At 56.8% G+C, this 21360-nt stretch carries 22 protein-coding genes and 1 pseudogene; 18 read left to right on the forward strand and 5 right to left on the reverse strand.

The window, feature by feature from the left end; translation table 11 throughout:
* Positions 1-19: 19 nt before the first annotated feature.
* The 3 genes from ACSVHP_RS02010 to ACSVHP_RS02020 all read left to right on the forward strand — a co-directional run bounded on the left by ACSVHP_RS02010 (position 20) and on the right by ACSVHP_RS02020 (position 3241).
* Positions 20-547: an N-acetyltransferase family protein gene (locus ACSVHP_RS02010; RefSeq protein WP_447550810.1), complete on the forward strand. Its 528-nt coding sequence runs from the start codon at positions 20-22 to the stop codon at positions 545-547.
* A gap of 117 nt (positions 548-664) precedes the next feature.
* Positions 665-2116, forward strand: coding sequence for a tagaturonate reductase (locus tag ACSVHP_RS02015; protein WP_447550811.1), 1452 nt, complete (start codon positions 665-667; stop codon positions 2114-2116).
* A 210-nt stretch (positions 2117-2326) separates the two neighbouring features.
* Entirely contained in the window at positions 2327-3241 is a 915-nt protein-coding gene (locus ACSVHP_RS02020) for a bestrophin family protein (RefSeq protein WP_447550812.1), read from the forward strand.
* On the opposite strand, the gene ACSVHP_RS02025 is transcribed toward ACSVHP_RS02020, so the two are convergent.
* Positions 3229-3777 carry a GNAT family N-acetyltransferase gene (locus ACSVHP_RS02025; protein WP_447550813.1) on the reverse strand — a complete coding sequence of 183 codons (549 nt, stop codon included), beginning with the start codon at positions 3775-3777 and terminating at the stop codon, positions 3229-3231. The genes ACSVHP_RS02020 and ACSVHP_RS02025 overlap by 13 nt on opposite strands.
* A gap of 81 nt (positions 3778-3858) precedes the next feature.
* Here ACSVHP_RS02025 and ACSVHP_RS02030 point away from each other — a divergent pair, with 81 nt between their 5' ends.
* The 6 genes and pseudogenes from ACSVHP_RS02030 (at position 3859) to ACSVHP_RS02055 (ending at position 9335) form a co-directional block, all read left to right on the forward strand.
* Positions 3859-4329: an N-acetyltransferase family protein gene (locus ACSVHP_RS02030; RefSeq protein WP_447550814.1), complete on the forward strand. Its 471-nt coding sequence runs from the start codon at positions 3859-3861 to the stop codon at positions 4327-4329.
* 12 nt (positions 4330-4341) lie between these two features.
* Positions 4342-4782, forward strand: a pseudogene (locus tag ACSVHP_RS02035) (N-acetyltransferase family protein).
* 150 nt (positions 4783-4932) lie between these two features.
* Positions 4933-5928 carry an alpha/beta fold hydrolase gene (locus tag ACSVHP_RS02040; RefSeq protein WP_447550815.1) on the forward strand — a complete coding sequence of 332 codons (996 nt, stop codon included), beginning with the start codon at positions 4933-4935 and terminating at the stop codon, positions 5926-5928.
* 44 nt (positions 5929-5972) lie between these two features.
* Positions 5973-6713: a response regulator gene (locus tag ACSVHP_RS02045; protein WP_447550816.1), complete on the forward strand. Its 741-nt coding sequence runs from the start codon at positions 5973-5975 to the stop codon at positions 6711-6713.
* Positions 6710-8008, forward strand: coding sequence for a sensor histidine kinase (locus ACSVHP_RS02050; RefSeq protein ID WP_447550817.1), 1299 nt, complete (start codon positions 6710-6712; stop codon positions 8006-8008). The genes ACSVHP_RS02045 and ACSVHP_RS02050 overlap by 4 nt, the downstream gene beginning before the upstream one ends.
* A 136-nt stretch (positions 8009-8144) precedes the next feature.
* Positions 8145-9335 carry a cytochrome c biogenesis protein/redoxin gene (locus ACSVHP_RS02055; protein ID WP_447550818.1) on the forward strand — a complete coding sequence of 397 codons (1191 nt, stop codon included), beginning with the start codon at positions 8145-8147 and terminating at the stop codon, positions 9333-9335.
* On the opposite strand, the gene tam is transcribed toward ACSVHP_RS02055, so the two are convergent.
* Together tam and ACSVHP_RS02065 are read right to left on the reverse strand one after the other, a co-directional pair.
* A complete protein-coding gene (gene tam / locus ACSVHP_RS02060) occupies positions 9332-10090 on the reverse strand; it encodes a trans-aconitate 2-methyltransferase (protein ID WP_447550819.1) in 759 nt (252 codons plus the stop codon). The genes ACSVHP_RS02055 and tam overlap by 4 nt on opposite strands.
* An 82-nt stretch (positions 10091-10172) precedes the next feature.
* Positions 10173-10757 carry a GDP-mannose pyrophosphatase gene (locus ACSVHP_RS02065; protein ID WP_447550820.1) on the reverse strand — a complete coding sequence of 195 codons (585 nt, stop codon included), beginning with the start codon at positions 10755-10757 and terminating at the stop codon, positions 10173-10175.
* Between the two features lie 87 nt (positions 10758-10844).
* On the opposite strand from ACSVHP_RS02065, the gene ACSVHP_RS02070 reads away from it, so the two are divergent.
* Positions 10845-11618 carry a DeoR/GlpR family DNA-binding transcription regulator gene (locus ACSVHP_RS02070; protein ID WP_417313568.1) on the forward strand — a complete coding sequence of 258 codons (774 nt, stop codon included), beginning with the start codon at positions 10845-10847 and terminating at the stop codon, positions 11616-11618.
* Between the two features lie 99 nt (positions 11619-11717).
* The gene (locus ACSVHP_RS02075; RefSeq protein ID WP_447550821.1) at positions 11718-13010 is read left to right on the forward strand and encodes a glycoside hydrolase family 28 protein; all 1293 of its coding nucleotides are present in this window, start codon (positions 11718-11720) and stop codon (positions 13008-13010) included.
* A gap of 44 nt (positions 13011-13054) precedes the next feature.
* Here the strand turns inward: ACSVHP_RS02075 and ACSVHP_RS02080 are convergent, their stop codons facing one another.
* Entirely contained in the window at positions 13055-13414 is a 360-nt protein-coding gene (locus ACSVHP_RS02080; RefSeq protein ID WP_447550822.1) for a DUF4406 domain-containing protein, read from the reverse strand.
* Between the two features lie 240 nt (positions 13415-13654).
* Between ACSVHP_RS02080 and ACSVHP_RS02085 the strand changes: the two genes are divergently transcribed.
* The 7 genes from ACSVHP_RS02085 to ACSVHP_RS02115 all read left to right on the forward strand — a co-directional run bounded on the left by ACSVHP_RS02085 (position 13655) and on the right by ACSVHP_RS02115 (position 21027).
* Complete coding sequence (locus ACSVHP_RS02085) at positions 13655-14383, forward strand: hypothetical protein (RefSeq protein WP_447550823.1); 729 nt, start codon at positions 13655-13657, stop codon at positions 14381-14383.
* A gap of 478 nt (positions 14384-14861) precedes the next feature.
* Complete coding sequence (gene paoA, locus ACSVHP_RS02090) at positions 14862-15554, forward strand: aldehyde dehydrogenase iron-sulfur subunit PaoA (RefSeq protein WP_447550824.1); 693 nt, start codon at positions 14862-14864, stop codon at positions 15552-15554.
* Positions 15551-16507, forward strand: a complete 957-nt coding sequence (locus ACSVHP_RS02095; protein WP_447550825.1) for an FAD binding domain-containing protein — start codon at positions 15551-15553, stop codon at positions 16505-16507. Before paoA ends, ACSVHP_RS02095 begins: the two co-directional genes overlap by 4 nt.
* Positions 16504-18702: an aldehyde oxidoreductase molybdenum-binding subunit PaoC gene (gene paoC / locus ACSVHP_RS02100; protein WP_447550826.1), complete on the forward strand. Its 2199-nt coding sequence runs from the start codon at positions 16504-16506 to the stop codon at positions 18700-18702. Before ACSVHP_RS02095 ends, paoC begins: the two co-directional genes overlap by 4 nt.
* A gap of 9 nt (positions 18703-18711) precedes the next feature.
* Positions 18712-19650: an XdhC family protein gene (locus ACSVHP_RS02105; protein WP_447550827.1), complete on the forward strand. Its 939-nt coding sequence runs from the start codon at positions 18712-18714 to the stop codon at positions 19648-19650.
* Positions 19647-20198 (forward strand): nucleotidyltransferase family protein, encoded by a 552-nt coding sequence (locus tag ACSVHP_RS02110; RefSeq protein ID WP_447550828.1) that lies wholly within the window; start codon positions 19647-19649, stop codon positions 20196-20198. Before ACSVHP_RS02105 ends, ACSVHP_RS02110 begins: the two co-directional genes overlap by 4 nt.
* Positions 20199-20286: 88 nt before the next feature.
* Positions 20287-21027: an NADPH-dependent oxidoreductase gene (locus ACSVHP_RS02115; RefSeq protein WP_447550829.1), complete on the forward strand. Its 741-nt coding sequence runs from the start codon at positions 20287-20289 to the stop codon at positions 21025-21027.
* 32 nt (positions 21028-21059) lie between these two features.
* Here ACSVHP_RS02115 and ACSVHP_RS02120 read toward each other — a convergent pair whose 3' ends face one another.
* On the reverse strand, positions 21060-21341 hold the full coding sequence (locus ACSVHP_RS02120) for a hypothetical protein (protein WP_447550830.1): 282 nt from the start codon (positions 21339-21341) through the stop codon (positions 21060-21062).
* Positions 21342-21360 lie beyond the last annotated feature (19 nt).

Here is a 21360-nt window from a genome sequence, read left to right on the forward strand (position 1 = left end):
CTCTATACAAGGACATCCCATGACAACCTCACTTCATCTGCAAACTCTCTCCCGGGAAGCGATTCTGACGCACGTTGACGCGCTTTCCGACATCCTCGAAAACTGCGTAAACGGCGGCGCGTCCGTCAGCTTTATGCTTCCTTTCAGCCATGAAAAAGCCCGTGCGTTCTGGCTCAGCGTCGCCGATAGCGTGGGGCGCCAGGAGCGTACCGTGCTGGCCTGCGCCGACGAGCAGGGCGAACTTATCGGTACGGTACAGCTCATCACCGACCAGCCGGAAAATCAGCCGCACCGTGCGGACGTCGCCAAGCTTCTGGTGCATGAAAAAGCGCGGCGCAAAGGCGCAGCGATGGCGCTGATGGAAGCGCTGGAGGGGGAAGCCCGGAAACAGGGCAAATCGGTGCTGGTTCTGGATACCGCGACCGGCAGCGGCGCGGAGATGTTTTATCAGCGCGCGGGCTGGCAAAAAGCCGGGGAGATCCCGCGCTACGCCCTTATGCCTGACGGCGCGTTAACGGCCACCTCGGTGTTCTATAAATTCTTGTGATTTTTTTTCACAATGACGTTATGAATTGATCAAAACAGGGGTCCTGGTCGAAAAGTTTTGGTAAGTTATTACACCAATCTTATCAGGCTGTATGACTAATCAAAAAAGGACTCCAATGTGAACACACTCAACCGTCGTGATTTCCCCGGTGCTCTCTATCCAGAACGTATCATTCAGTTTGGTGAAGGCAACTTTTTACGTGCGTTCGTGGACTGGCAGATTGACCTGCTGAACGAACATACCGATCTCAATTCCGGCGTGGTGATTGTTCGTCCTATCAAGAGCGATTTCCCACCGTCGCTGAGCACGCAGGACGGTCTTTACACCACCATCATTCGCGGCCTGAACGAGCAGGGTGAAGCAGTGAGCGACGCGCGTTTAATCCGCTCGGTTAACCGCGAAATCAGCGTCTATGACCAGTACGACGAATTTCTGAAGCTGGCGCATAACCCGGAGATGCGTTTTGTTTTCTCGAACACCACCGAAGCAGGCATCAGCTACCATGCGGGCGACAAATTCGACGACGCGCCTGCGGTGAGCTACCCGGCGAAGCTGACTCGTCTGCTGTTCGAGCGTTTCACCCACTTTAATGGCGCGGCGGATAAGGGCTGGATCATCATTCCGTGCGAACTGATTGATTATAACGGCGATGCGCTGCGCGAGCTGGTCTTGCGCTACGCGCAGGAGTGGGCGCTTCCGGCGGCCTTTACCCAGTGGCTGAACGAGGCCAACAGCTTCTGCTCTACGCTGGTCGACCGCATCGTCACCGGCTATCCGCGTGATGAAGTGGCGGCCCTGGAAACGGAGCTGGGCTATCACGACGGCTTCCTCGATACCGCTGAACACTTCTACCTGTTTGTTATTCAGGGACCTAAATCCCTCGCCAGCGAGCTGCGCCTGGATAAACTCCCGCTCAACGTGCTGATCGTCGACGACATCAAGCCGTACAAAGAGCGTAAAGTGGCAATTCTGAACGGTGCCCACACGGCGCTGGTGCCGGTGGCGTACCAGGCAGGGCTGGATACCGTTGGTGAAGCCATGAACGATACCGAGGTGTGCGCGTTCGTTGAAAAGGCGATTTACGAGGAGATTATCCCGGTTCTCGATTTACCGCGCGACGAGCTTGAATCCTTTGCCAGCGCGGTGACCGGGCGTTTCCGCAACCCGTACATCAAGCACCAGCTGCTGTCGATAGCGTTGAACGGCATGACCAAATTCCGCACGCGTATTCTTCCGCAGCTGCTGGCAGGGCAGAAGGCGACCGGTAAACTGCCCGCGCGCCTGACCTTCGCGCTGGCGGCGCTGATTGCGTTCTACCGCGCCGAACGTAACGGTGAAAGCTATCCGGTTCAGGACGACGCGCACTGGCTTGAGCGCTACCAGCAGCTGTGGACGCAGCATCACGACAAGCAAATCAGTACCCAGGATTTAGTGCGTTCTGTACTGAGCGTCAGCGAGCACTGGGAGCAAGATCTTACTCGGGTGAACGGATTGGTAGAACAGGTTGCGGCAGACCTCGATGCGATTCTGCAAAAAGGGATGCGCGACGCGGTAAAACCGCTCTGCTAACTCGCTAAGGGGAGAAGCCGCAAGGCTCTCCTCTGTTTTTTACACCTTAATTAGTTACAACATACTATGTGCCGTTGTTTTAAAAAACAGGTTCAGCACCGTGCGGTTTAGGCTTAACAGGTCATAAAGGGCAATGTTCTGTTAACAAGCTTGCAACTGTGAGAGGGATCACGTTTAATAACCGCGCTCTTTCCCTTTCTGATACTGACTATGATCGTTCGTCCTCAACAGCACTGGTTACAACTGATTTTCGTCTGGCACGGCTCGGTTCTTCCAAAGATTTATACCCGACTGCTGCTTAACTTCCTGCTTTCTATCGCCGTAATCCTGATGCTGCCGTGGTATACCTCGCTGGGCATCAAGTTTACCGTCGCGCCGTTCAGCATTCTGGGCGTGGCCATCGCGATATTCCTCGGTTTCAGAAACAACGCCTGCTATTCGCGCTACGTCGAAGCTCGCCAGCTTTGGGGACAGCTGATGATAGCGGCACGCTCGCTGTTTCGCGAGGTAAAAAACACCTTACCTGACGATCCGCACCTGGGAGAGTTTGTGCGTCTGCAAATCGCGTTCGCCCACTGCCTGCGCATGACGCTGCGTCGCGTGCCGCTGGAAGACCGCCTCGCGTCGTATTTGTCACCGCAGGATTTACATAAAGTGGTTGAATCAACGTCACCCGCCAACCGTATCCTGCTGATCATGGGCGAGTGGCTCGCGGTCCGACGCCGGGAAGGGCAGCTGTCCGATATTCTGTTCCACAGCCTTAATAATCGTCTTAACGACATGTCCATCGTGCTGTCGGGCTGCGAGCGCATTGCGACCACGCCCGTGCCGTTTGCCTACACGCTGATTTTGCACCGCACGGTCTACCTGTTTTGCATCATGCTGCCGTTCGCGCTGGTTGTGGATCTGCACTACATGACACCGTTCGTGTCGGCGCTGATCTCCTACACCTTTATTTCGCTCGATACGCTGGCGGAAGAGCTGGAAGATCCGTTTGGCACCGAAGATAACGACCTGCCGCTGGACGCCATCTGTAACGCCATGGAGCGCGACCTGTTACAGATGAACGATGAAGAGACCATTCCCGCACGCATCATGCCGGACAAGCATTATCAGCTGACCTGACGGGCGTTCCATTCGTCGCGGGTGATCTCCCACAGCTCGGAGTCGAGCAGCCCGCTGACGTAGGCTTTCTTTTCGGTTCTGATTAGCCTCATGCCGCTGCTCGCGGAAATACGCTGAGAGCGGCTGTTCTGTGCCGCTTTTGGGGCGCGCAGCACCGGCTTGTTTAGCGTGTTAAACCAAAAGTCCGTTGCGGCGATACTCGCTTCACGCATATAGCCTTGCCCTTGCCACTCCGGTGCCAGCCAGAATCCACGGTTGTTATCCTCCACGTCGTACAGGCAGATTAACCCCATCAACTCGTCAGGCGCTTCACGCCGCCGAATCGTCCAGAACCAGGCGATACCTTTTTCCATATCCGGCAACGCCACGTTGTTCACGTAATGCGCCGCGCCGTTCTCCGGGTAAGGCCAGGGCACGGTCGCCACCATATACCGCACGATCTCCCAGCGAGGATATAATCTTTGGATCTGCGGGGCATCCTCGGACGTAAGCGGTTGGAGCAGTAAGCGTTCGGTGGTTAAGGTGGGTATGGTCATCGGCCGATCTCCATTTTTATCAGTTATGCTTTTGTTTGCCTTCTGGTATTTTCATCAGTATCACACCTTCGAGGGCCCATCATGACCTTAAGACACGCAAAACCGCAAGAGGCCGAAATACTCTGGGACGTGCGCAATCAGGCGATCCTTTTTGGCTGCAAAAACAGCTATCCCGAGGACGTTATTGCGCGCTGGACGCCCGAGCAGATGCCCGAACATTACCGGCAGATGGTGGTGGAAAACCCGTTTTACGTGGTTGAGGATGAGAAGGGCGTTATCGCGGCGACAGGCTATCTGGATCTTGAAACCAACTGTATCGAAGCGATATTTACCTTGCCCTCAGCGGCGGGAAAAGGGCTGGCGACGCAAATTATCGATGCCTTAAAAGCAGAGGCGAGCTCGCGCGGTATTACCCGTTTATCCCTTTCATCGACGCCTAACGCGCAGTCGTTTTACCAAAAGCTCGGGTTTATTACGCTCGGTGAAAATTACCATTCGTCGCGCATGGCCGGGGCGGAACTGCGCTGTTTTGACATGACGTTAGATCTATAAAGAGAGGAACACATGGCGGTAACGGTAAGGGCATTACGCGAAGAGGATTATGACCAGTGGCGCCCGCTGTGGGACGGGTACACGCACTTTTATGACTGCGTGCTGGAGGAGTCCGTGACGGCGGCAACCTGGGAAAGGGCGCTTAGCCCGTCGTCATCGATGTTTTGCCGGGTGGCATAAAAAGAGGGTCGGGTAATGGGTTTTGCCATGTGCGTGTTGCATGAAGGCACCTGGTCAACGGCACCCATTTGCTATTTGGAAGATCTGTTTGTTGATGCCGACGCGCGCGGTGCGGGCATCGGGCAGGCGCTGATTGACGCCCTGATGGACGAAGGCAAACGCGAAGGGTGGTCAAAACTCTACTGGGTCACCCGCCAAAACAACGCGGCGCGCAAGCTTTACGACCGCTTCGGCGAGGCCGATGACTATGTTCGCTACCGTATTTCGCTGTAACAGCCTCCGTTAAATCGCCTGTGTTTGTATCACACTGTATCTGTCCGCGAGATACATACACAGGCTTGCAAAAAAGACCTTTCCGCAAACATCCCTAATACAAAAACCTGTTGTTATAGACCCGTAATTTACTCAACCGGAGATATCAACATGTTTAATAAACTCGCTTATTCAACCCTGGCGCTGACCGTTTCTCTTGGTAGCGTCATGTCCTGCCAGGCGGAAGCTACCGGCAAAGACTTCACCGCCGCCTTTAATCAGATCCACCAAATCAACGCGGGCGATCTAAACGTCGGCTACGTCGATATCGGCCCGAAAAATGGGCAACCCGTGATCCTGCTGCACGGCTGGCCGTACGATATTCACAGCTACGCGGAAGTAGCCCCGGCCCTTGCCGCAAAAGGGTATCGGGTGATCGTGCCTTCTCTGCGCGGATACGGCACCACGCGCTTTATCTCGGACAAAACCCCGCGTAACGGCCAGCCTTCGGCATTAGCGAAAGATATCGTCAATCTGATGGATGCGCTGAATATTAAACAGGCCGATTTTGCCGGGTACGACTGGGGCGCCCGTACTGCGGATATCGTCGCCGCGCTGTGGCCAGAACGCGTCAAATCGTTAGTCTCCGTCAGCGGGTATCTGATCGGCAGTCAGGCATTGGGCAAACAGCCGTTGCCGCCGAAAGCGGAACAGCAGTGGTGGTATCAGTTTTACTTTGCCACCGAGCGCGGCGCGCAGGGGTATGCGAAAAACACCCACGATTTCGCCCGTCTGATCTGGTCCCAGGCCTCGCCTGACTGGAGGTTCAGCGATGCGACCTTTAACGCCAGCGCAAAATCGCTGGATAACCCGGACCATGTCGCCGTTACGCTCAGCAACTACCGCTGGCGTTTAGGTCTGGAAAAAGGCGAACGCCAGTACGATCGATACGAGCAAAAACTGGCGACGCTGCCGACCATCAGCGTGCCGACCATCACCATTGAAGGCGGGAACAACGGCGCGCCGCACCCGGCCCCTGAAGCCTATGCCGCGAAATTTACCGGTAAATATGAACACCGCACCTTCGGCGCGACCGTCGGACACAACCCGCCGCAAGAAGCCCCGCAGGACTTCGTGAAGGCCGTCGTCGACGCTGATAAGCTCTGAAATGTGCTATTTTCAGAACGTTACCCCTCTTTCAGGAGCTACCGGTGGAGCATATTGATCATATCCTTGTCGTCGATGACGACAGGGATATTCGCGAGTTGGTTGTCGACTATCTTGTGAAATCGGGCTACCACGCCTCGGGTGCCGCGAACGGCAAAGAGATGCGTCAGGTGCTTGAGAAGCAGCATGTCGATCTGGTGGTGCTGGATGTGATGATGCCCGGCGACGACGGGCTAACTCTGTGCCGCCAACTGCGCAGCAGCAGGCACAAAGATCTGCCGATCCTGATGCTCACCGCCCGCAACGACGATACCGATCGCATTCTCGGGCTGGAGATGGGGGCGGACGATTACGTGGTCAAACCGTTCGTCGCCCGTGAATTACTGGCGCGTATTAAAGCTATTTTGCGCCGTTTTCGCACCATGCCGCCCAATCTTCAGGTGACCGAAGCCGGGCGTCGGGTGGAGTTCGGCGACTGGCAGCTTGATACCGTCGCGCGCCACCTGATCGACAACGACGGCCTGGTGGTGGCGTTAAGCGGGGCGGAGTATCGGCTGTTGCGCGTGTTTCTGGATCATCCACAGCGGGTGCTGACGCGCGATCAGCTACTTAACTTGACCCAGGGACGCGATGCCGAGCTGTTTGAACGCTCTATCGATCTGCTGGTCAGCCGCGTTCGCCAGCGTCTGAATGAAGACGCCCGCACGCCAGCCTATATCAAAACCGTGCGCAGCGAAGGCTATGTCTTTACGATGCCGGTGACCATCGTTGAGGCCAACGAATGAGGATCTGGCCGCGATCGCTGCTCGCGCGACTGCTGATTATCGTCCTTATCGGCCTGTTACTGGCGAATTCCCTCAGCCTGACGCTGGTTATGGTTGAGCGAATGCGCAGCGCCCGAACGGTGATGCTGGGTAATCTGGAATACGACGTCGCCACCAGCGTGGCGATCCTCGACCGACTTCCGGCAAACGAGCGCGAAGGGTGGCTTTCCCGCCTCGATCGCGGCAATTATCGTTATATTCTCGGCGCAGGCGAGGCGGGTTCGCCCCCGCAGGATAAACGCTCAAAAGATGCAATTCGCACCCTGAAAGCCACGCTTGAACCGCACTATCCGCTGCGGTTCACCGCCGTTCCGGGGCCGATATCCCATATTCAGGCGCATTTGCAGCTGCGCGACGGATCCCCGCTGACCATCGACCTGATCCCCCGAATGCCGCCCGTGGCCAGCTGGCTGCCGGTGGTGCTTATTCTGCAACTGCTGCTGGTTGCGATCTGCTCGTGGATAGCGGTGCGTCAGGTGGTGCAGCCGTTTTCCCGCTTTACCCGCGCGGTCGACTCCCTCGATCCGGCGGCGAACACCCCGATGCCCGAGCAGGGGCCGGTTGAAGTTCACCGGGCCGCACACGCCTTTAACGCCATGCAGTCGCGCATTCAAACGCATCTTCGGGAACGTACGCAGATTCTGGCCTCTATCTCTCACGATCTCCAGACGCCGATCACCCGCATGAAGCTGCGCGTGGAGATGGCGGAACAGCCTGAGCTGCGCGATAAGCTGTTAAATGATTTAGACAATATGTCGCGCCTGGTGCGGGAGGGGATTGCCTATGCCCGTTCATCAGAACCTCTTGAAGAGACGTCGTTAAAGCTGGAGCTGAACGCCTGGATCAACAGCATTGTGGGTGATTATCAGGACATCGGTAAAAGCGTGCAGTTTCAGGCATTGTCCACGCGACTGCCGCTGACCACGCGTCCGCAGGCGCTGCGCCGCGTGATGACCAACCTGCTGGATAACGCACTGAAGTTTGGCGACCGGGCGACTGTTGAGATTGTCGAGCCGGACGCGCAGCACGTTGCGATCCACATTATCGATAACGGGCCGGGTATTCCTGATGCGGAGCTGGACGCGGTGCTGCAACCCTTTTACCGGGTGGAGACCTCGCGTAATCGCGACACCGGCGGCACCGGGCTGGGGCTGGCGATTGCCGCCCAGCTCACGGCGCAGCTTGGGGGCACGCTGCAACTGGTCAACGCGTCCGAAGGCGGCCTTAAGGTGATAATCACTTTGCCGCGCAATTAATTGTACGGCTTTGTATCTGGCAGGGCGCAGATACAGAGCCTCACAAAACCGGACTTTTTGCACATCTCCCGCACACATCCACGCGCTGAAATGACCTCACTGCAACGTCGCAGAGACTCTGTCATGTGAGGTCATTATGTTTTTGTTAATCGCTTTTCTGGGCGGAATGGTCAGCCTTCTTAGCCCCTGTACGCTGCCCGTTATTCCGCTGCTGTTCGCCGGATTTCAGGGGCAGCGCCGCCATATCGTTGCGCTGTTCGCGGGGATGATCGTGATGTTCACGGCGGTGGCGATGCTGGTTACGGTCGCCAGCGACTGGATAGTCAACGCAACCCTGGTCGGCCGCTGGCTTGCCCTGGTTATTCTTGCCGTAGCGGCGCTGGCGCTGATCTTCCCGCGATTTGCACAGCGTATTGCCGGGCCTGCGGTCAGCGCGGGGAATCACCTGAATAATCGCGGCGTGCAAACGCGCGGCGTGCCTGCCGCCTTTCTGGCGGGGCTGGCGGTCGGGCTGCTGTGGTCACCCTGCGCCGGGCCCATACTGGGAGCCATCTTTAGCATTAACATCGCCGGGCATTCGGCGGTAACTACCGGCGCGCTGCTGGCAGCCTACGGAAGCGGATGCGCCGTAATGCTTGGCGCACTGGGGCTGGGAGGGGGCAAACTCATGGCGCCGCTGCGGGCGAAGTCGGCGCTGATGGAACGTCTGCGTCAGGGAGCGGGCGTGGTGATGTTAGGGGCGGTGGTGTTCAATGCCACGGGGTTAACCTCCGCGCTGCAAGGTGCCAACGGCATCGCCGATAAGCTGGAAAACTCACTGCTGAGTTTATCCCGACCCGCATCATCGCCAGTCAAATTACAGCCCGTTGTACAGCCCATCACACGCAGCCAGTTGCCCTCACTGAGCGGCGGCACCGGATGGATAAACGGTGACCCTGTCACGCCGGAGTCGCTTAAGGGCAAAGTGGTGCTGATCGATTTCTGGACGTGGGACTGCATTAACTGCCAGCACACGCTGCCTTACGTGCGCGCGTGGGCCAACCAGTATCAGTCTCAAGGACTGGTGGTAATCGGGGTACACACGCCGGAATATCCGTGGGAAAAACCGCTCTCCTCGGTGAAAGAGGCGGTCGCTAAATGGCAACTGCCGTACCGCGTGGTGGCGGACAACAACTATCAAATCTGGAATACCTTCGGAAACCAGTACTGGCCCGCACATTATTATTTCGATGCCAAAGGCCAGCTGCGTTACACCTCCTTTGGCGAAGGCAATTACGCCAAACAGGAGCAGGTTATCCAGCAGTTGCTGAAAGAAGCCCGCTCTTAAGGAACGCGCTTCGCGACGATAAACAGTCGCGGGAAGGCCAGCAGTATCTGCCCGTTCTCCTGAAGCGGATACTGCTCTTCCAGGAGCTGGTGATAACGCGTCAGATAATGTTTCTGTTCGCTCTCGTTCAGATCCTGCAACCACGGGCGCAGCCCCGTGGCGCTCACCCAGTCGATGATGGCCTGATGCGAACGCATCTGATGGAAATAGGTCGTTCGCCAGATATCCACCTCACAGCCCGCGTCGGTCAGGATATCGTAATAGGCATGAACGCCGGGCAGCGGCTCGCGGCCCCGGTCGGAATAGCCTTGCTCATACGCCACTTCACGCATCGCCACGTGCGTCGGCTCCAGCCAGTTATCCGGCATCTGTATCGCCAGCACGCCGTTCAGACCGAGCAGCGAGGCCAGATGCGGCATCAGGTCATAATGGTCGGGGATCCATTGCAGCGAGGCGTTTGCATACAGCAGGTTCAGGGGATGCGCGGGTTTGTATTTTCGGATATCCGATTCTACAAACTGGCAGTCTGGCAGCGCCGCGCGCGCCTCGTCCAGCATCGCCGGGGAATTATCAACGCCGGTTATCTCAGCCGAGGGCCAGCGGTGGCGGAGTAACGCCGTGCTGTTGCCCGGCCCGCAGCCGAGATCGGCGATAGACGTCACTTCATCAAGGGGAATACGGGCGAGCAGTTCAGCGGCGGGGCGAGTGCGTTCAGCCCCGTATTGCAGATAAAGCGAAGGGTTCCAGTCGGCCATATTGCGCATCTCCTGTTATCACTGTTCAGCAAGAATAGCACAGGCAGATACCTGCGCCGGGGCAGGTATCTGATGCGATAATTTACAAAATCCCTTTCAGGGCAACGTGATAGAGCAGCATGATGGTTTTACCGTCGACGATTAGCCCGGTTTCGATACCGCGCAGGGCCTCGTCCAGCGTCATCTCCAGAACCTCAATATCTTCGCCTTCCGCTTTTATTCCGCCGCCCAGACCGGCCCGGTCGCGAGGCTGGTATTCCGCCAGGTAAAAATAGAGTTTCTCCGTCACCGAACCGGGGCTCATATAGGCTTCAAACACCTTCTGAACGTGCGAAACGCGAAAGCCGGTCTCTTCTTCAGCTTCAGCTTTAATGCGGCTTTCGGGATCCATGTTGTCCAGAAGGCCCGCCGCCGATTCGATGAGATAGCCGTCGTGGCCGTTGATAAACACCGGAAAGCGGAACTGACGGGTAAGAATGACCGTTTTTTTGTCGCGATTGTAAAGCAGGATCGTCGCGCCGTTGCCCCGGTCATAGACCTCGCGCTCCTGACGCTGCCATTCCCCGTCCTGGCGTTGCAGCTCGAAGGTGTATTTTTTCAGGTTGTACCAGTTATCCGACAGGATCGTGCTGTCGATGATGCGTATTTCTGCCTGTTTGCTTTGCACAATTTATCTCCTCGCGTAGAGCTGTTATCATAATCAGCATATTCGTGCATTTTCAAGATAAAACATGCAACCTCAGGAAAAACCAGAATGCTTACCAGTCAGCGAAAGCAATTGATCCTTGAACAGCTCGCCGCCCAGGGGCAGGTGCTCTCCCGCGAGCTTAGCGTGCAGTTTGACGTTTCCGAAGACACCATTCGCCGCGACCTGCGCGAGCTGGCGGCAGAAGGGCGTTTGCAGCGCGTTCACGGTGGCGCGCTGCCGTCGTCCTCCGCGATTGCCCCGTTTGCCGAGCGCAAATCGCTTAAAATCGACGCAAAGAAAAGCGTTGCCCGCAAAGGCGCGAAGCTGATTTCTGACGGCCAGGTGGTGATTGTCGACGGCGGAACCACTACCACGGAGCTGCTGAGCTTTTTGCCTAAAAACCTGCGCATCACCGTGGTGACGCACAGCCCGAGCATCGCGCTGGGGCTGGTTGAACACCCGACTATTGAGGTCATTCTGATCGGCGGGCGTCTGTATAAACACTCGATTGTGACCGTCGGCGCGGCGGCCATTGAGGGGATCGATAAGATTCATGCGGACATTTTCTTTATGGGCGTAACCGGGATCCACCCGGATGCCGGATTAACCACCGGCGATTACGAGGAAGCGTGCATCAAACGTGCATTTTCAGGCAGGGCGGCAGAAACCATCGTGCTGGCGTCACCGGAAAAAATTAACACTGCGTCGTCGTTTGTTATTGGCGATCTGTCGCTTATCAACACGGTGGTGGTTGAGCCCGACACGGACGCCGCCTGGATGAAAGCGGTGCGGGAGAAGGGCGTTTCGGTGGTGATGGCGTCGGATACGGATAGCCAGTAACGGCTTCACTGCCATTCCGGTCCAACGCCTGTCAGTGAGACAAAGGTTTTGGCCTAAGTCGTTCCCTATACTCATGATTTTCCCCACGCAGGTAGAATCATGATGCAACTTAATATCTGTGATTTTGGTGCCGATCCTACGGCTCAGCGCCTCTCCACGCAGGCGATTCAGCGGGCGATTACCGAAGCGGCCCCTGGCACAACGGTAGCGATCCCGGCGGGTCGTTTTCTTTCCGGCGCTATTTTCCTGAAAAGCGGCGTGACCCTGCATCTTCACGCTGGCGCGCAGCTTTTGGGCAGCCAGCAGCTTACTGATTACCCGCTGATAGATACCCGCGTGGCCGGCATTGATATGCGTTGGCCCGCCGCGCTTATCAACATCGTTGGCTGTCACGACGTCAGCATTACCGGCAGCGGAACTATTGATGGTCAGGGGCGCGTCTGGTGGCAACGCTTCTGGGGCGATGATGAGAAGAGCGGGCTTCTGGGGGAGTACAGCGCCAGAGGGCTGCGCTGGGTGGTGGATTACGACTGCCAGCGGCCGCGCAATATTCTGGTCTTCGAGAGTGACAACATTGCGCTGCGCGACTTTACCAGCCGGGAGTCCGGCTTCTGGAACCTTCATCTTTGCTATTCACGCCGGGTCGTGGTTGAGGGCGTAACGATCGCCAATTCAGCGGGGCCGAGCACCGACGGGATCGACATCGACTCCTGTGAACAGGTGAGGGTGGAGCGCTGCGTGGTCGCCTGTAATGACGATAATATCTGCATCAAGGCGGGACGCGGTCAGAAGGCAGCGGTGAAAGCCCGCAGCGCTAGGGATATCGTTATCCGCGAGTGTACGCTGAACAGCGGTTCCGGGATCACGATTGGCAGCGAAACGTCGGGCGGTATCGAGCGCGTGTTGATTGAACATAATCGCTTTAACGGTACGGGCGTCGGTTTCCGAATTAAGTCAGCCCGCAATCGCGGCGGCTTTATCCGCGATATAACGGTGCGTCATCTGCACCTTGTCGACGTCCGTTTTCCTGTGATGATCCAGCTGAACTGGTTCCCGCAATACAGCTACGGCGATCGTTCAAACCTGGACAGCCATCCTGAGCACTGGCGAAAACTGGCGGAGGGCGTTGAAGGCGAGGCGGGCCTGACGCGGGTCAGCCAGCTGCGTCTGGAAAATATCACGGCGCAGCGCTCGGACAACGGCGTTTTTTCCCGGGCTTTCTTTATCGAAGGCTACCCTGAACGGCCCATTTCCGCGCTGACGCTGGAGTCTGTAAGCATCGACGCCCGTGAGTTCGGCAAAATATCGGGCGTCGAAGGGCTGATATTAAAAAACGTGCAGGTTTCAGCGGCGGAGGTTACGCGGGACGAGAATGACGGATATGAACGGTGATTCTGTGACAACCTGTCTGAAATCCAGACAGGTTGCCTGATGCGTCACGCCTGAGGGATTGCGTCGAGAGAGGTATACACCGTTAATCCCAGTTTCTTCGCCACCTCAATATCCATATCCGCGCCCCGGGATTCGCCCGCTATCCGGTAAATCGCATCGCACTTTGTAATCAGGCGATGCGCCACCGGATAGAGCATCGCTTCGCTAATTTCATCGCCGACCGCTTTCGACCCCGCCGCGTGCGCCAGCGGCAGTGCCAGCCATTCACCAATCACCGGCACGTGCCCGAGCTGGTAAACCGCCAGCGCAGCCTCTTCCAGCTTTTTAAGATTTGCATCGATACGCGCCTGTACGCCGTCAGTTCCGCTGCGGTACGGGCCAGCGATGAGGATCAGTTGTGTCATAGGGAGCTCCAGATGTGTTGGTGTATGCATGAAATTGCGTGTTTTAGTAGGCTGATAGATATTATTGTGCAACTTCGTGCAGATCCAGGGGTTTTTGTGAAGAATTAACGGAATGGCAGCAAAGATGTCGGCCCTGGGGCTGCACCGAATAAAAGTAGGTTACTGTTATGTAAGCCATTGTGGAATTTTAAGCGACTGGTAACATTGCATTTTTACAATTTGGTGAAGACCGTCAGCAAAGTGAAATCCCTGAAAAGTATTAACATTCAAAGCGGTGATGTCGAGCTTGAGATCCTCCTGAAAGCCTGGGTAAAGGCAATTGTGCGTTATACGTCTGCTAACCAACGCGATAACCCCTGGTGGTATAATGAAAGGGCGTCACTAAGTGTATTAGCGGGTGCAGCATGGACTTTGAAGGACTGGCATGCTCTGGAAGAATTTTCGACATATAAACGCTTTCGTACGCTTGAGCCGGGTGTCGATAGCGGTGCGCTGCGATCAGGACGTTGCGATCTCTACATACAATCTCCCGATACGAGTTTTGCAATCGAAGCGAAGCAGACGGTACAGTCCATAGGGGCTCGCTCCGATGGTTCCACTTATATTGCGCGAGCAATGAAAAAAGCCTGGGATGACTCCGGTGACTTGAGTCACCAAGAGGCAGACCGTCGTTTTGCTGTGACTTTTATCGTTCCATCGATACCTCTGAGAGAAGTGTCGATTAATGAGGCAGGCTCTGAGAAAGTCTGCTCAAAGAAAATCGAGACTGCGATTAAAGGCTGGCTACACGAGCGACCTGAGTTTGTTGGTGCATCCGGCAAAGAAACTGACTTCGCGTATGTTTTTCCGCAGTTGGGCAATCCAAATTATGCGGAGGGTGAAAAGTATTATCCAGGCGTAGTCATCGTGCTTGAAGAGCGCTACCGCGCACATCGTCGTCAAGCATTAGCAGAAGAACAGGTCGCCTGACTGAGCCAACTCGTACGTTTGCTCCTGAGCGAACGTACATTACCAGGAAAGTAACTTAATTCAGATCGTAAATGATATTCTCCGGTAAAAGGTTTCCTCGGACCGAAGTCAAATCAGCAGCGCCATTCAATTTTTTATCAGCAAAACTGGGCAACACGAATCCTCAAGATTTATGCATCTCTTACTTCGGTGCGCATAATGTATATTATGTTAAATGCAATTAATACAGCCTCCACATAACCCCATACATAAAACCCTCTATAAATCAGCATCTTCAAACTCCCTTTCCCATAGCTCGTATTCGAAAACCGCTCTCTCTGTTCACGTCTTTTGTCACACGCTTGAATCCGCCTCCGCGCCCCATCCGTCTTTTCGGAATAATTACATCGACATCTCTGACTATGCTTAGTGTCTGGAAAACAGATAACACCTACACAAAATCCTTTTTATTTTCCCTTTTGAATACTGGAGGCCTGGCATGAGCAACCAAGGCGAATACCCACGGGACGATCGTGCCGGACATGGCGAGCAGCACGATTTAAGCCTGACCCGTCGCGATCTGATTAAAGTGAGCGCGGCTACTGCGGCGACGGCCGCTATCTATCCTCACTCATCGGCGCTGGCCGCACGAGAAAACGCTACCACGCCAGCCCCTGAAATGATGCCGTTGACGCTAAAGGTTAACGGCGAAAGCCGTCAGCTTGAGGTCGATACCCGAACCACGCTACTGGATGCGCTGCGTGAAAAACTGCATCTGACCGGGACAAAAAAAGGCTGCGATCATGGTCAATGCGGCGCCTGTACGGTGCTGGTTGACGGTCGCCGGCTTAACGCCTGCCTGACGCTTGCCGTAATGCATCAGGACGCGGACATCACCACGGTTGAAGGACTCGGCTCGCCTGAAAACCTTCATCCGATGCAGGCCGCCTTTATCAAGCACGACGGTTTCCAGTGCGGTTACTGCACCTCCGGGCAAATCTGCTCGTCGGTGGCCGTGTTGCAGGAAATAAAGGACGGTATCCCGAGTCACGTCACCCTTGACCTCGTTTCCTCGCCGGAAATGAATGCCAATGAGATCCGCGAACGCATGAGCGGCAACATCTGCCGCTGCGGCGCCTATGCCAACATCCTGGCAGCTATCGAAGACGTCGCGGAGGATGTGCAATCATGAAAGCGTTTACTTACGAACGTGTAAACTCCCCCGTCGAAGCGGCAGCCAGCGCCCAGCGCGCGCCGGGCGCAAAATTCATCGCGGGCGGCACCAATTTGCTCGACCTGATGAAGCTTGAAATCGAGTCGCCCACCCATCTTATTGACGTGAACGGCCTGGGCCTGGATAAGATCGAAGAGACCGACGATGGCGGACTGCGTATCGGCGCGCTGGTGCGTAACACCGATTTAGCCGCCAACGAGCGGGTGCGTCGCCATTATGCCGTTCTTTCTCGCGCGCTTCTCGCCGGTGCGTCCGGCCAGTTACGCAACCAGGCAACCACGGCAGGAAATCTGCTTCAGCGGACCCGCTGCCCCTACTTCTACGACACCAACCAGCCCTGCAACAAACGGCTGCCCGGCAGCGGCTGTGCCGCGCTTGAGGGATATAGCCGCCAGCTGGCGGTAGTGGGCGCAAGCGAAGCCTGCATTGCTACCCATCCGGGCGACATGCCCGTGGCGATGCGCCTGCTGGATGCGGTCGTCGAAACCGTCACGCCCGAGGGTAAAGAGCGCAAAATCCCCCTCGCCGACTTCTATCGCGCCCCGGGCAAGACTCCGCACATTGAAACCGTTCTCACGCCCGGTGAACTGATCGTCGCCGTAACGCTGCCTGCACCAACCGGCGGGACGCACATTTATCGGAAGGTTCGCGATCGCGCCTCTTACGCGTTTGCCCTGGTCTCCGTTGCCGCGATTGTCCTGCCGGACGGTACGGGCCGCGTGGCGGTGGGCGGCGTGGCGCACAAACCCTGGCGAATCGACGCCGCGGATGCGCAGGTGCCGCACGGCGCGCAGGCGGTCTATGACGCCCTCTTTGCCGACGCGCACCCTACTCCCGAAAACAGTTTCAAACTACTCCTGGCGAAGCGAACGCTTGCCTCCGTACTGTCAGAAGCGAGGGCCGAGGCATGAAATTTGATAAACCCGCAGGTGAAAACCCAATCGATCGGCTCAAGGTTGTTGGCCGTCCACACGATCGTGTCGACGGGCCGCTGAAGACCACGGGCAAAGCGCATTACGCGTACGAATGGCATGAAAACGCGCCGAACGTGGCCTACGGCTATGTGGTGGGTTCCGCCATCGCGAAAGGTCGAATCACCTCGATTGAAACAGAGGCGGCGCAAAAAGCACCGGGCGTACTGGCGGTCATCACCGCCGCGAATGCCGGGGCGCTGGGCAAAGGTGACAAGAACACCGCCAGATTATTAGCGGGCACCGAGATTGAACACTACCATCAGGCGGTGGCGCTGGTCGTTGCCGAGACCTTCGAGCAGGCCCGCGCGGCGGCGTCGCTGGTACAGGTACAGTATCGACGCGAGCAAGGCGCTTATTCTCTGGAAGAGGAAAAGCCCACGGTTAATCAGCCGCCGGAGGATACTCCTGACAAGAACGTTGGTGATTTTGACGCGGCCTTCTCCGCCGCCGCGGTCAAGCTGGACGCGACCTACACCACGCCCGACCAGAGCCATATGGCGATGGAGCCTCACGCCTCGATGGCCATGTGGGAAGGCGAAAAGGTCACCGTCTGGACGTCAAATCAGATGATTGACTGGTGTCGCACAGACCTGGCGAAAACGCTCAAGATCCCCACCGATAACGTGCGGATCATCTCGCCGTATATCGGCGGCGGGTTTGGCGGCAAGCTGTTTTTACGAAGCGACGCGCTGCTGGCCGCCCTTGGCGCCCGTGCCGTCAAACGCGCGGTGAAAGTGATGCTGCCCCGCCCTGTTATCCCTAATAACACCACCCACCGTCCGGCTACGCTCCAGCACGTTCGTATCGGCACCGATAAGCGCGGGAAAATTACCGCGATCTCCCATGAGAGCTGGTCCGGCAACCTGCCCGGCGGCACGCCAGAACCGGCGGTGCAACAATCAGAATTGCTCTACGCGGGAGAACATCGCCATACCGGCGTGCGGCTGGCAACGCTCGATCTGCCTGAGGGAAATTCTATGCGCGCGCCAGGTGAAGCGCCTGGGCTGATGGTGCTGGAAATTGCCATTGACGAACTGGCGGAAAAAGCCGGTATCGACCCGGTCGAGTTCAGGATCCTCAACGATACTCAGGTCGATCCGGCCAATCCGGAGCGCCCCTTCTCCCGTCGCCAGCTGATTGAATGCCTGCGCACCGGCGCCGATAAGTTCGGCTGGAAACAACGTAACGCCACACCAGGGCAAGTGCGGGACGGCGAATGGCTTGTGGGTATCGGCGTGGCGGCGGGTTTTCGTAATAACCTCGTCGAAAAATCCGGGGCGCGCGTGCATCTCGACGTGAACGGGAACGTGGTTGTTGAAACGGACATGACCGATATCGGCACCGGGAGCTACACCATTATTGCCCAGACGGCGGCGGAAATGCTCGGCCTGCCGCTGGAAAACGTCGACGTGCGGCTCGGTGATTCCACGTTCCCGGTATCTGCCGGCTCCGGTGGCCAGTGGGGCGCGAACACGTCCACGGCCGGGGTTTACGCCGCGTGCGTCAAGCTGCGCGAAAGCATTGCCGCGCAGCTAGGGTTTGACGCTAATCAGGCTGAGTTTACCGACGGCAAAATCACCGACGGCACGCGCAGCGCGCCGATCGGCGAGGCGGCAAAAAACGGCACCCTCACGGCAGAAGACAGCATCGAGTTCGGGGATCTCAGCGAGAAATACCAGCAGTCGACCTTTGCCGGACACTTCATTGAAGTGGGCGTTCATCATGCGACGGGTGAAGTTCGGATACGACGTATGCTCGCGGTGTGTGCGGCGGGACGTATTCTTAACCCGAAAACCGCACGCAGCCAGGTGATTGGCGCTATGACGATGGGCATTGGTGCCGCGCTGATGGAGGAGCTGGCCGTTGACACTCGTCTGGGCTATTTCGTCAATCACGACATGGCGAGCTACGAGGTGCCGGTTCATGCGGATATTCCCGAACAGGAAGTAATTTTCCTCGATGATACCGATCCGATCTCCTCACCGATGAAAGCCAAAGGCGTCGGCGAGCTGGGCCTGTGCGGGGTCAGCGCCGCGATTGCCAACGCGGTATACAACGCCACGGGCGTCCGGGTCAGGGATTACCCCATCACGCTGGACAAGCTGCTCGCGGCGCTGCCGGAAGTGGTTTAAGGAGAAGCGATGGCCGACTCTTTACTGGAGCTGTCTGACGAAAAGCTTTGCATGCCGGAACAGGCGTTTTGCACGGACGACAGCCGGGAAATACTGCGCTTTGCCACCGATGCGATGATGTCCGGTCACGGGGTGGTTCTGGTAACGCTGGTTGAGATCCGCGGCGGCGCGTCGCGCCCGCTCGGGGCACAGATGGCGGTGCGCGATGATGGCCGCTACTGCGGTTTTGTGTCGGGCGGCTGTGTCGAAGCCGCCGCCTCCTTTGAAGCCCTGGCGGTGATGGAGTCAGGTCAGGATCGCGAGATCAAATACGGCGAAGGATCGCTGTGGTTCGATATCGTCCTGCCCTGCGGTGGCGGAATCACTCTTGCGCTCCACAGGCTGCATTCGCCCCAGCCGTTGCTGAGCGTGCTGAACTGCCTTGAGCAGCGAAAATCGGCGGTATTGCGTTACGATCCGCTGGCGAAGACCCTCTCCTGCCTGTCCGGTAACCTTAAGACCGGCTGGGATCGTGAGTGTTTTAACGTAATGTTTCAGCCCTGCGTCAGGCTTATCGTCTTTGGGCGTTCTATTGAAGCGCATGCCACGGCCGCTCTGGCATCGGCCACCGGGTATGACGTTCACACCGTCGAGGGTTTTCCGGCGACCAGCACGCCAGACATAGACTCTGACACGGCGGTAGTGCTGCTGAGTCACGACCTCAACCGCGAATTGCCCGTGCTTCAGGCCGCTCGCGGTGCGCAACCGTTCTATATTGGCGCGCTGGGCAGCCAACGCACGCACGCTAAACGTCAGGAAAAGCTCAGGGAACTGGGCTGGCAGCAAAGCGAGATCGACCAGATCAAAGCGCCGATCGGGATCTTTCCGAAAGCCCGGGATGCGAAGACGCTGGCGCTGTCGGTGCTGGCCGATATCGCCGCCGTGCGTTTAAGGCAGCAGGAGGAATGACGCCCTCCCCCGTGGTCCTGATTCTGGCCGCCGGACGAGGAGAACGGTTCCTCGCCTCCGGCGGCAAAACGCATAAGTTGGCCGCCCGGCTTGGCGATAAGAGCGTGCTGGAGCACGTTATTCACGCCGTCGATAGCGCCGGGCTGGCGTGGCATCTGGTCAACCCCGTGGGGGGTACGGGCGGAATGGGCGAGTCAATCTCGCTTGGCGTTCACGCCACCTCAGACGCATCGGGATGGCTGGTCCTCCCGGCCGATCTGCCGCTAGTTCAGCCGCACTCCTTGCAGCGCGTAGCCGACGCGCTTTCGGAAAATCCTGTCGTGGTTCCCTGTTTTGACCACCAGCAGGGGCATCCGGTGGCGTTTCGCCGGGAGTATCGTGAAAAGTTACAGGCGCTTAGCGGCGACACGGGCGCGCGCGATATTGTGAAAGCCGCACGGCATCGGGGTGAGGTTAAGGATCTCATGCTCGCGGATCGGGGGATTACGCAGGATATCGATACGCTAGCAGACCTGGAGGCGGCGCGACGTTCATTTTTGAAATACTAAAGCGTGCAGCCCGAAAGATATCGCAAAGAGTGTTAATGACAAACAATCGCTGGCCTGTCAGGATTTTACGATTCACACCGGAGATGCCATGAACACTATCATTGATCTTTTCAACGACCATAAAAGCGAGCGTAGCTTTACCGATAAAGCCATTGATGACGCTACGCTTGAACGAATTATCAGTACCGCCTACCGCGCACCGACCTCTGTCCATTCTCAGCAGGTCTCGGTTATTGTTACGCGTGATGCACAAAAACGTGCGCAGATTTCTCAAATCGCGGGCGGGCAGCCGTGGATTGCCAAAGCACCGGTGTTTATCACCTTCGTGCTGGATATGTATAAAACGCAGGTGGGCATGAAGCTCGCCGGAAACGAGCAGGTCGCGCACCAGAGCATCGAAAGTATCGTTGCGGGCGCGACGGACGTGGGTATCGCGCTTGGCTCGGTGATGGCGGCAGCCCGCTCTGAAGGGTTGGGGATCGTGCCGATTGGCGGTATTCGCTTACATCCCGAGGCGATGATTGAACTGCTCAACCTGCCGGAAAACACCTTCCCGGTCGCAGGCGTGGTGATTGGCCACGTTGATGTTCCTTCCCATCACAAACCGCGTCTTCCGCTCGACACCTTCCGTCACGACGAAGCCTATGTTGCGGATGGGCTGGAAGAGAAAATCGCGCACTACAATCAGCAGATGACCGATCACTGGCAATCCATCAACCGTAACGACGGTGAGACCTGGAGCGAAAGCGTGAGCGGGTACTACAAGCACATCTACTTCCCGGACGTCCTCCCTGCGCTGCTTAAGCAAGGCTTCGGCGTGGATAAATAAGCGTTTACGCCAGGCAATACCTGGCGTTTGTTTCAAAAGCAGTTGAAAACTAACTGTTCTTTAAGTTTCTCAAAAAAAGTATTATCTCCTTCATCAGGATTATTAACAAACAGCTTCTCGATGAGAGTCAGGTTTTTGGGCGTCCATAGCTGGCGTTCGCTAAATACAGACCCATTGTTTAATAAACACGCTTTTTTCCAGTGATTTGCTGCATGTAATAAAGGGGGTAGATCGTGCATACCAATAAAACGACTCATAGCTAACGCCTTAATATTTTTATTTTTCCGGCTGATAAAAGCACAGTAGTTAGCCATTTTCTACTACCCTTTATCA

Source organism: Enterobacter sp. 186315 (assembly GCF_053290175.1).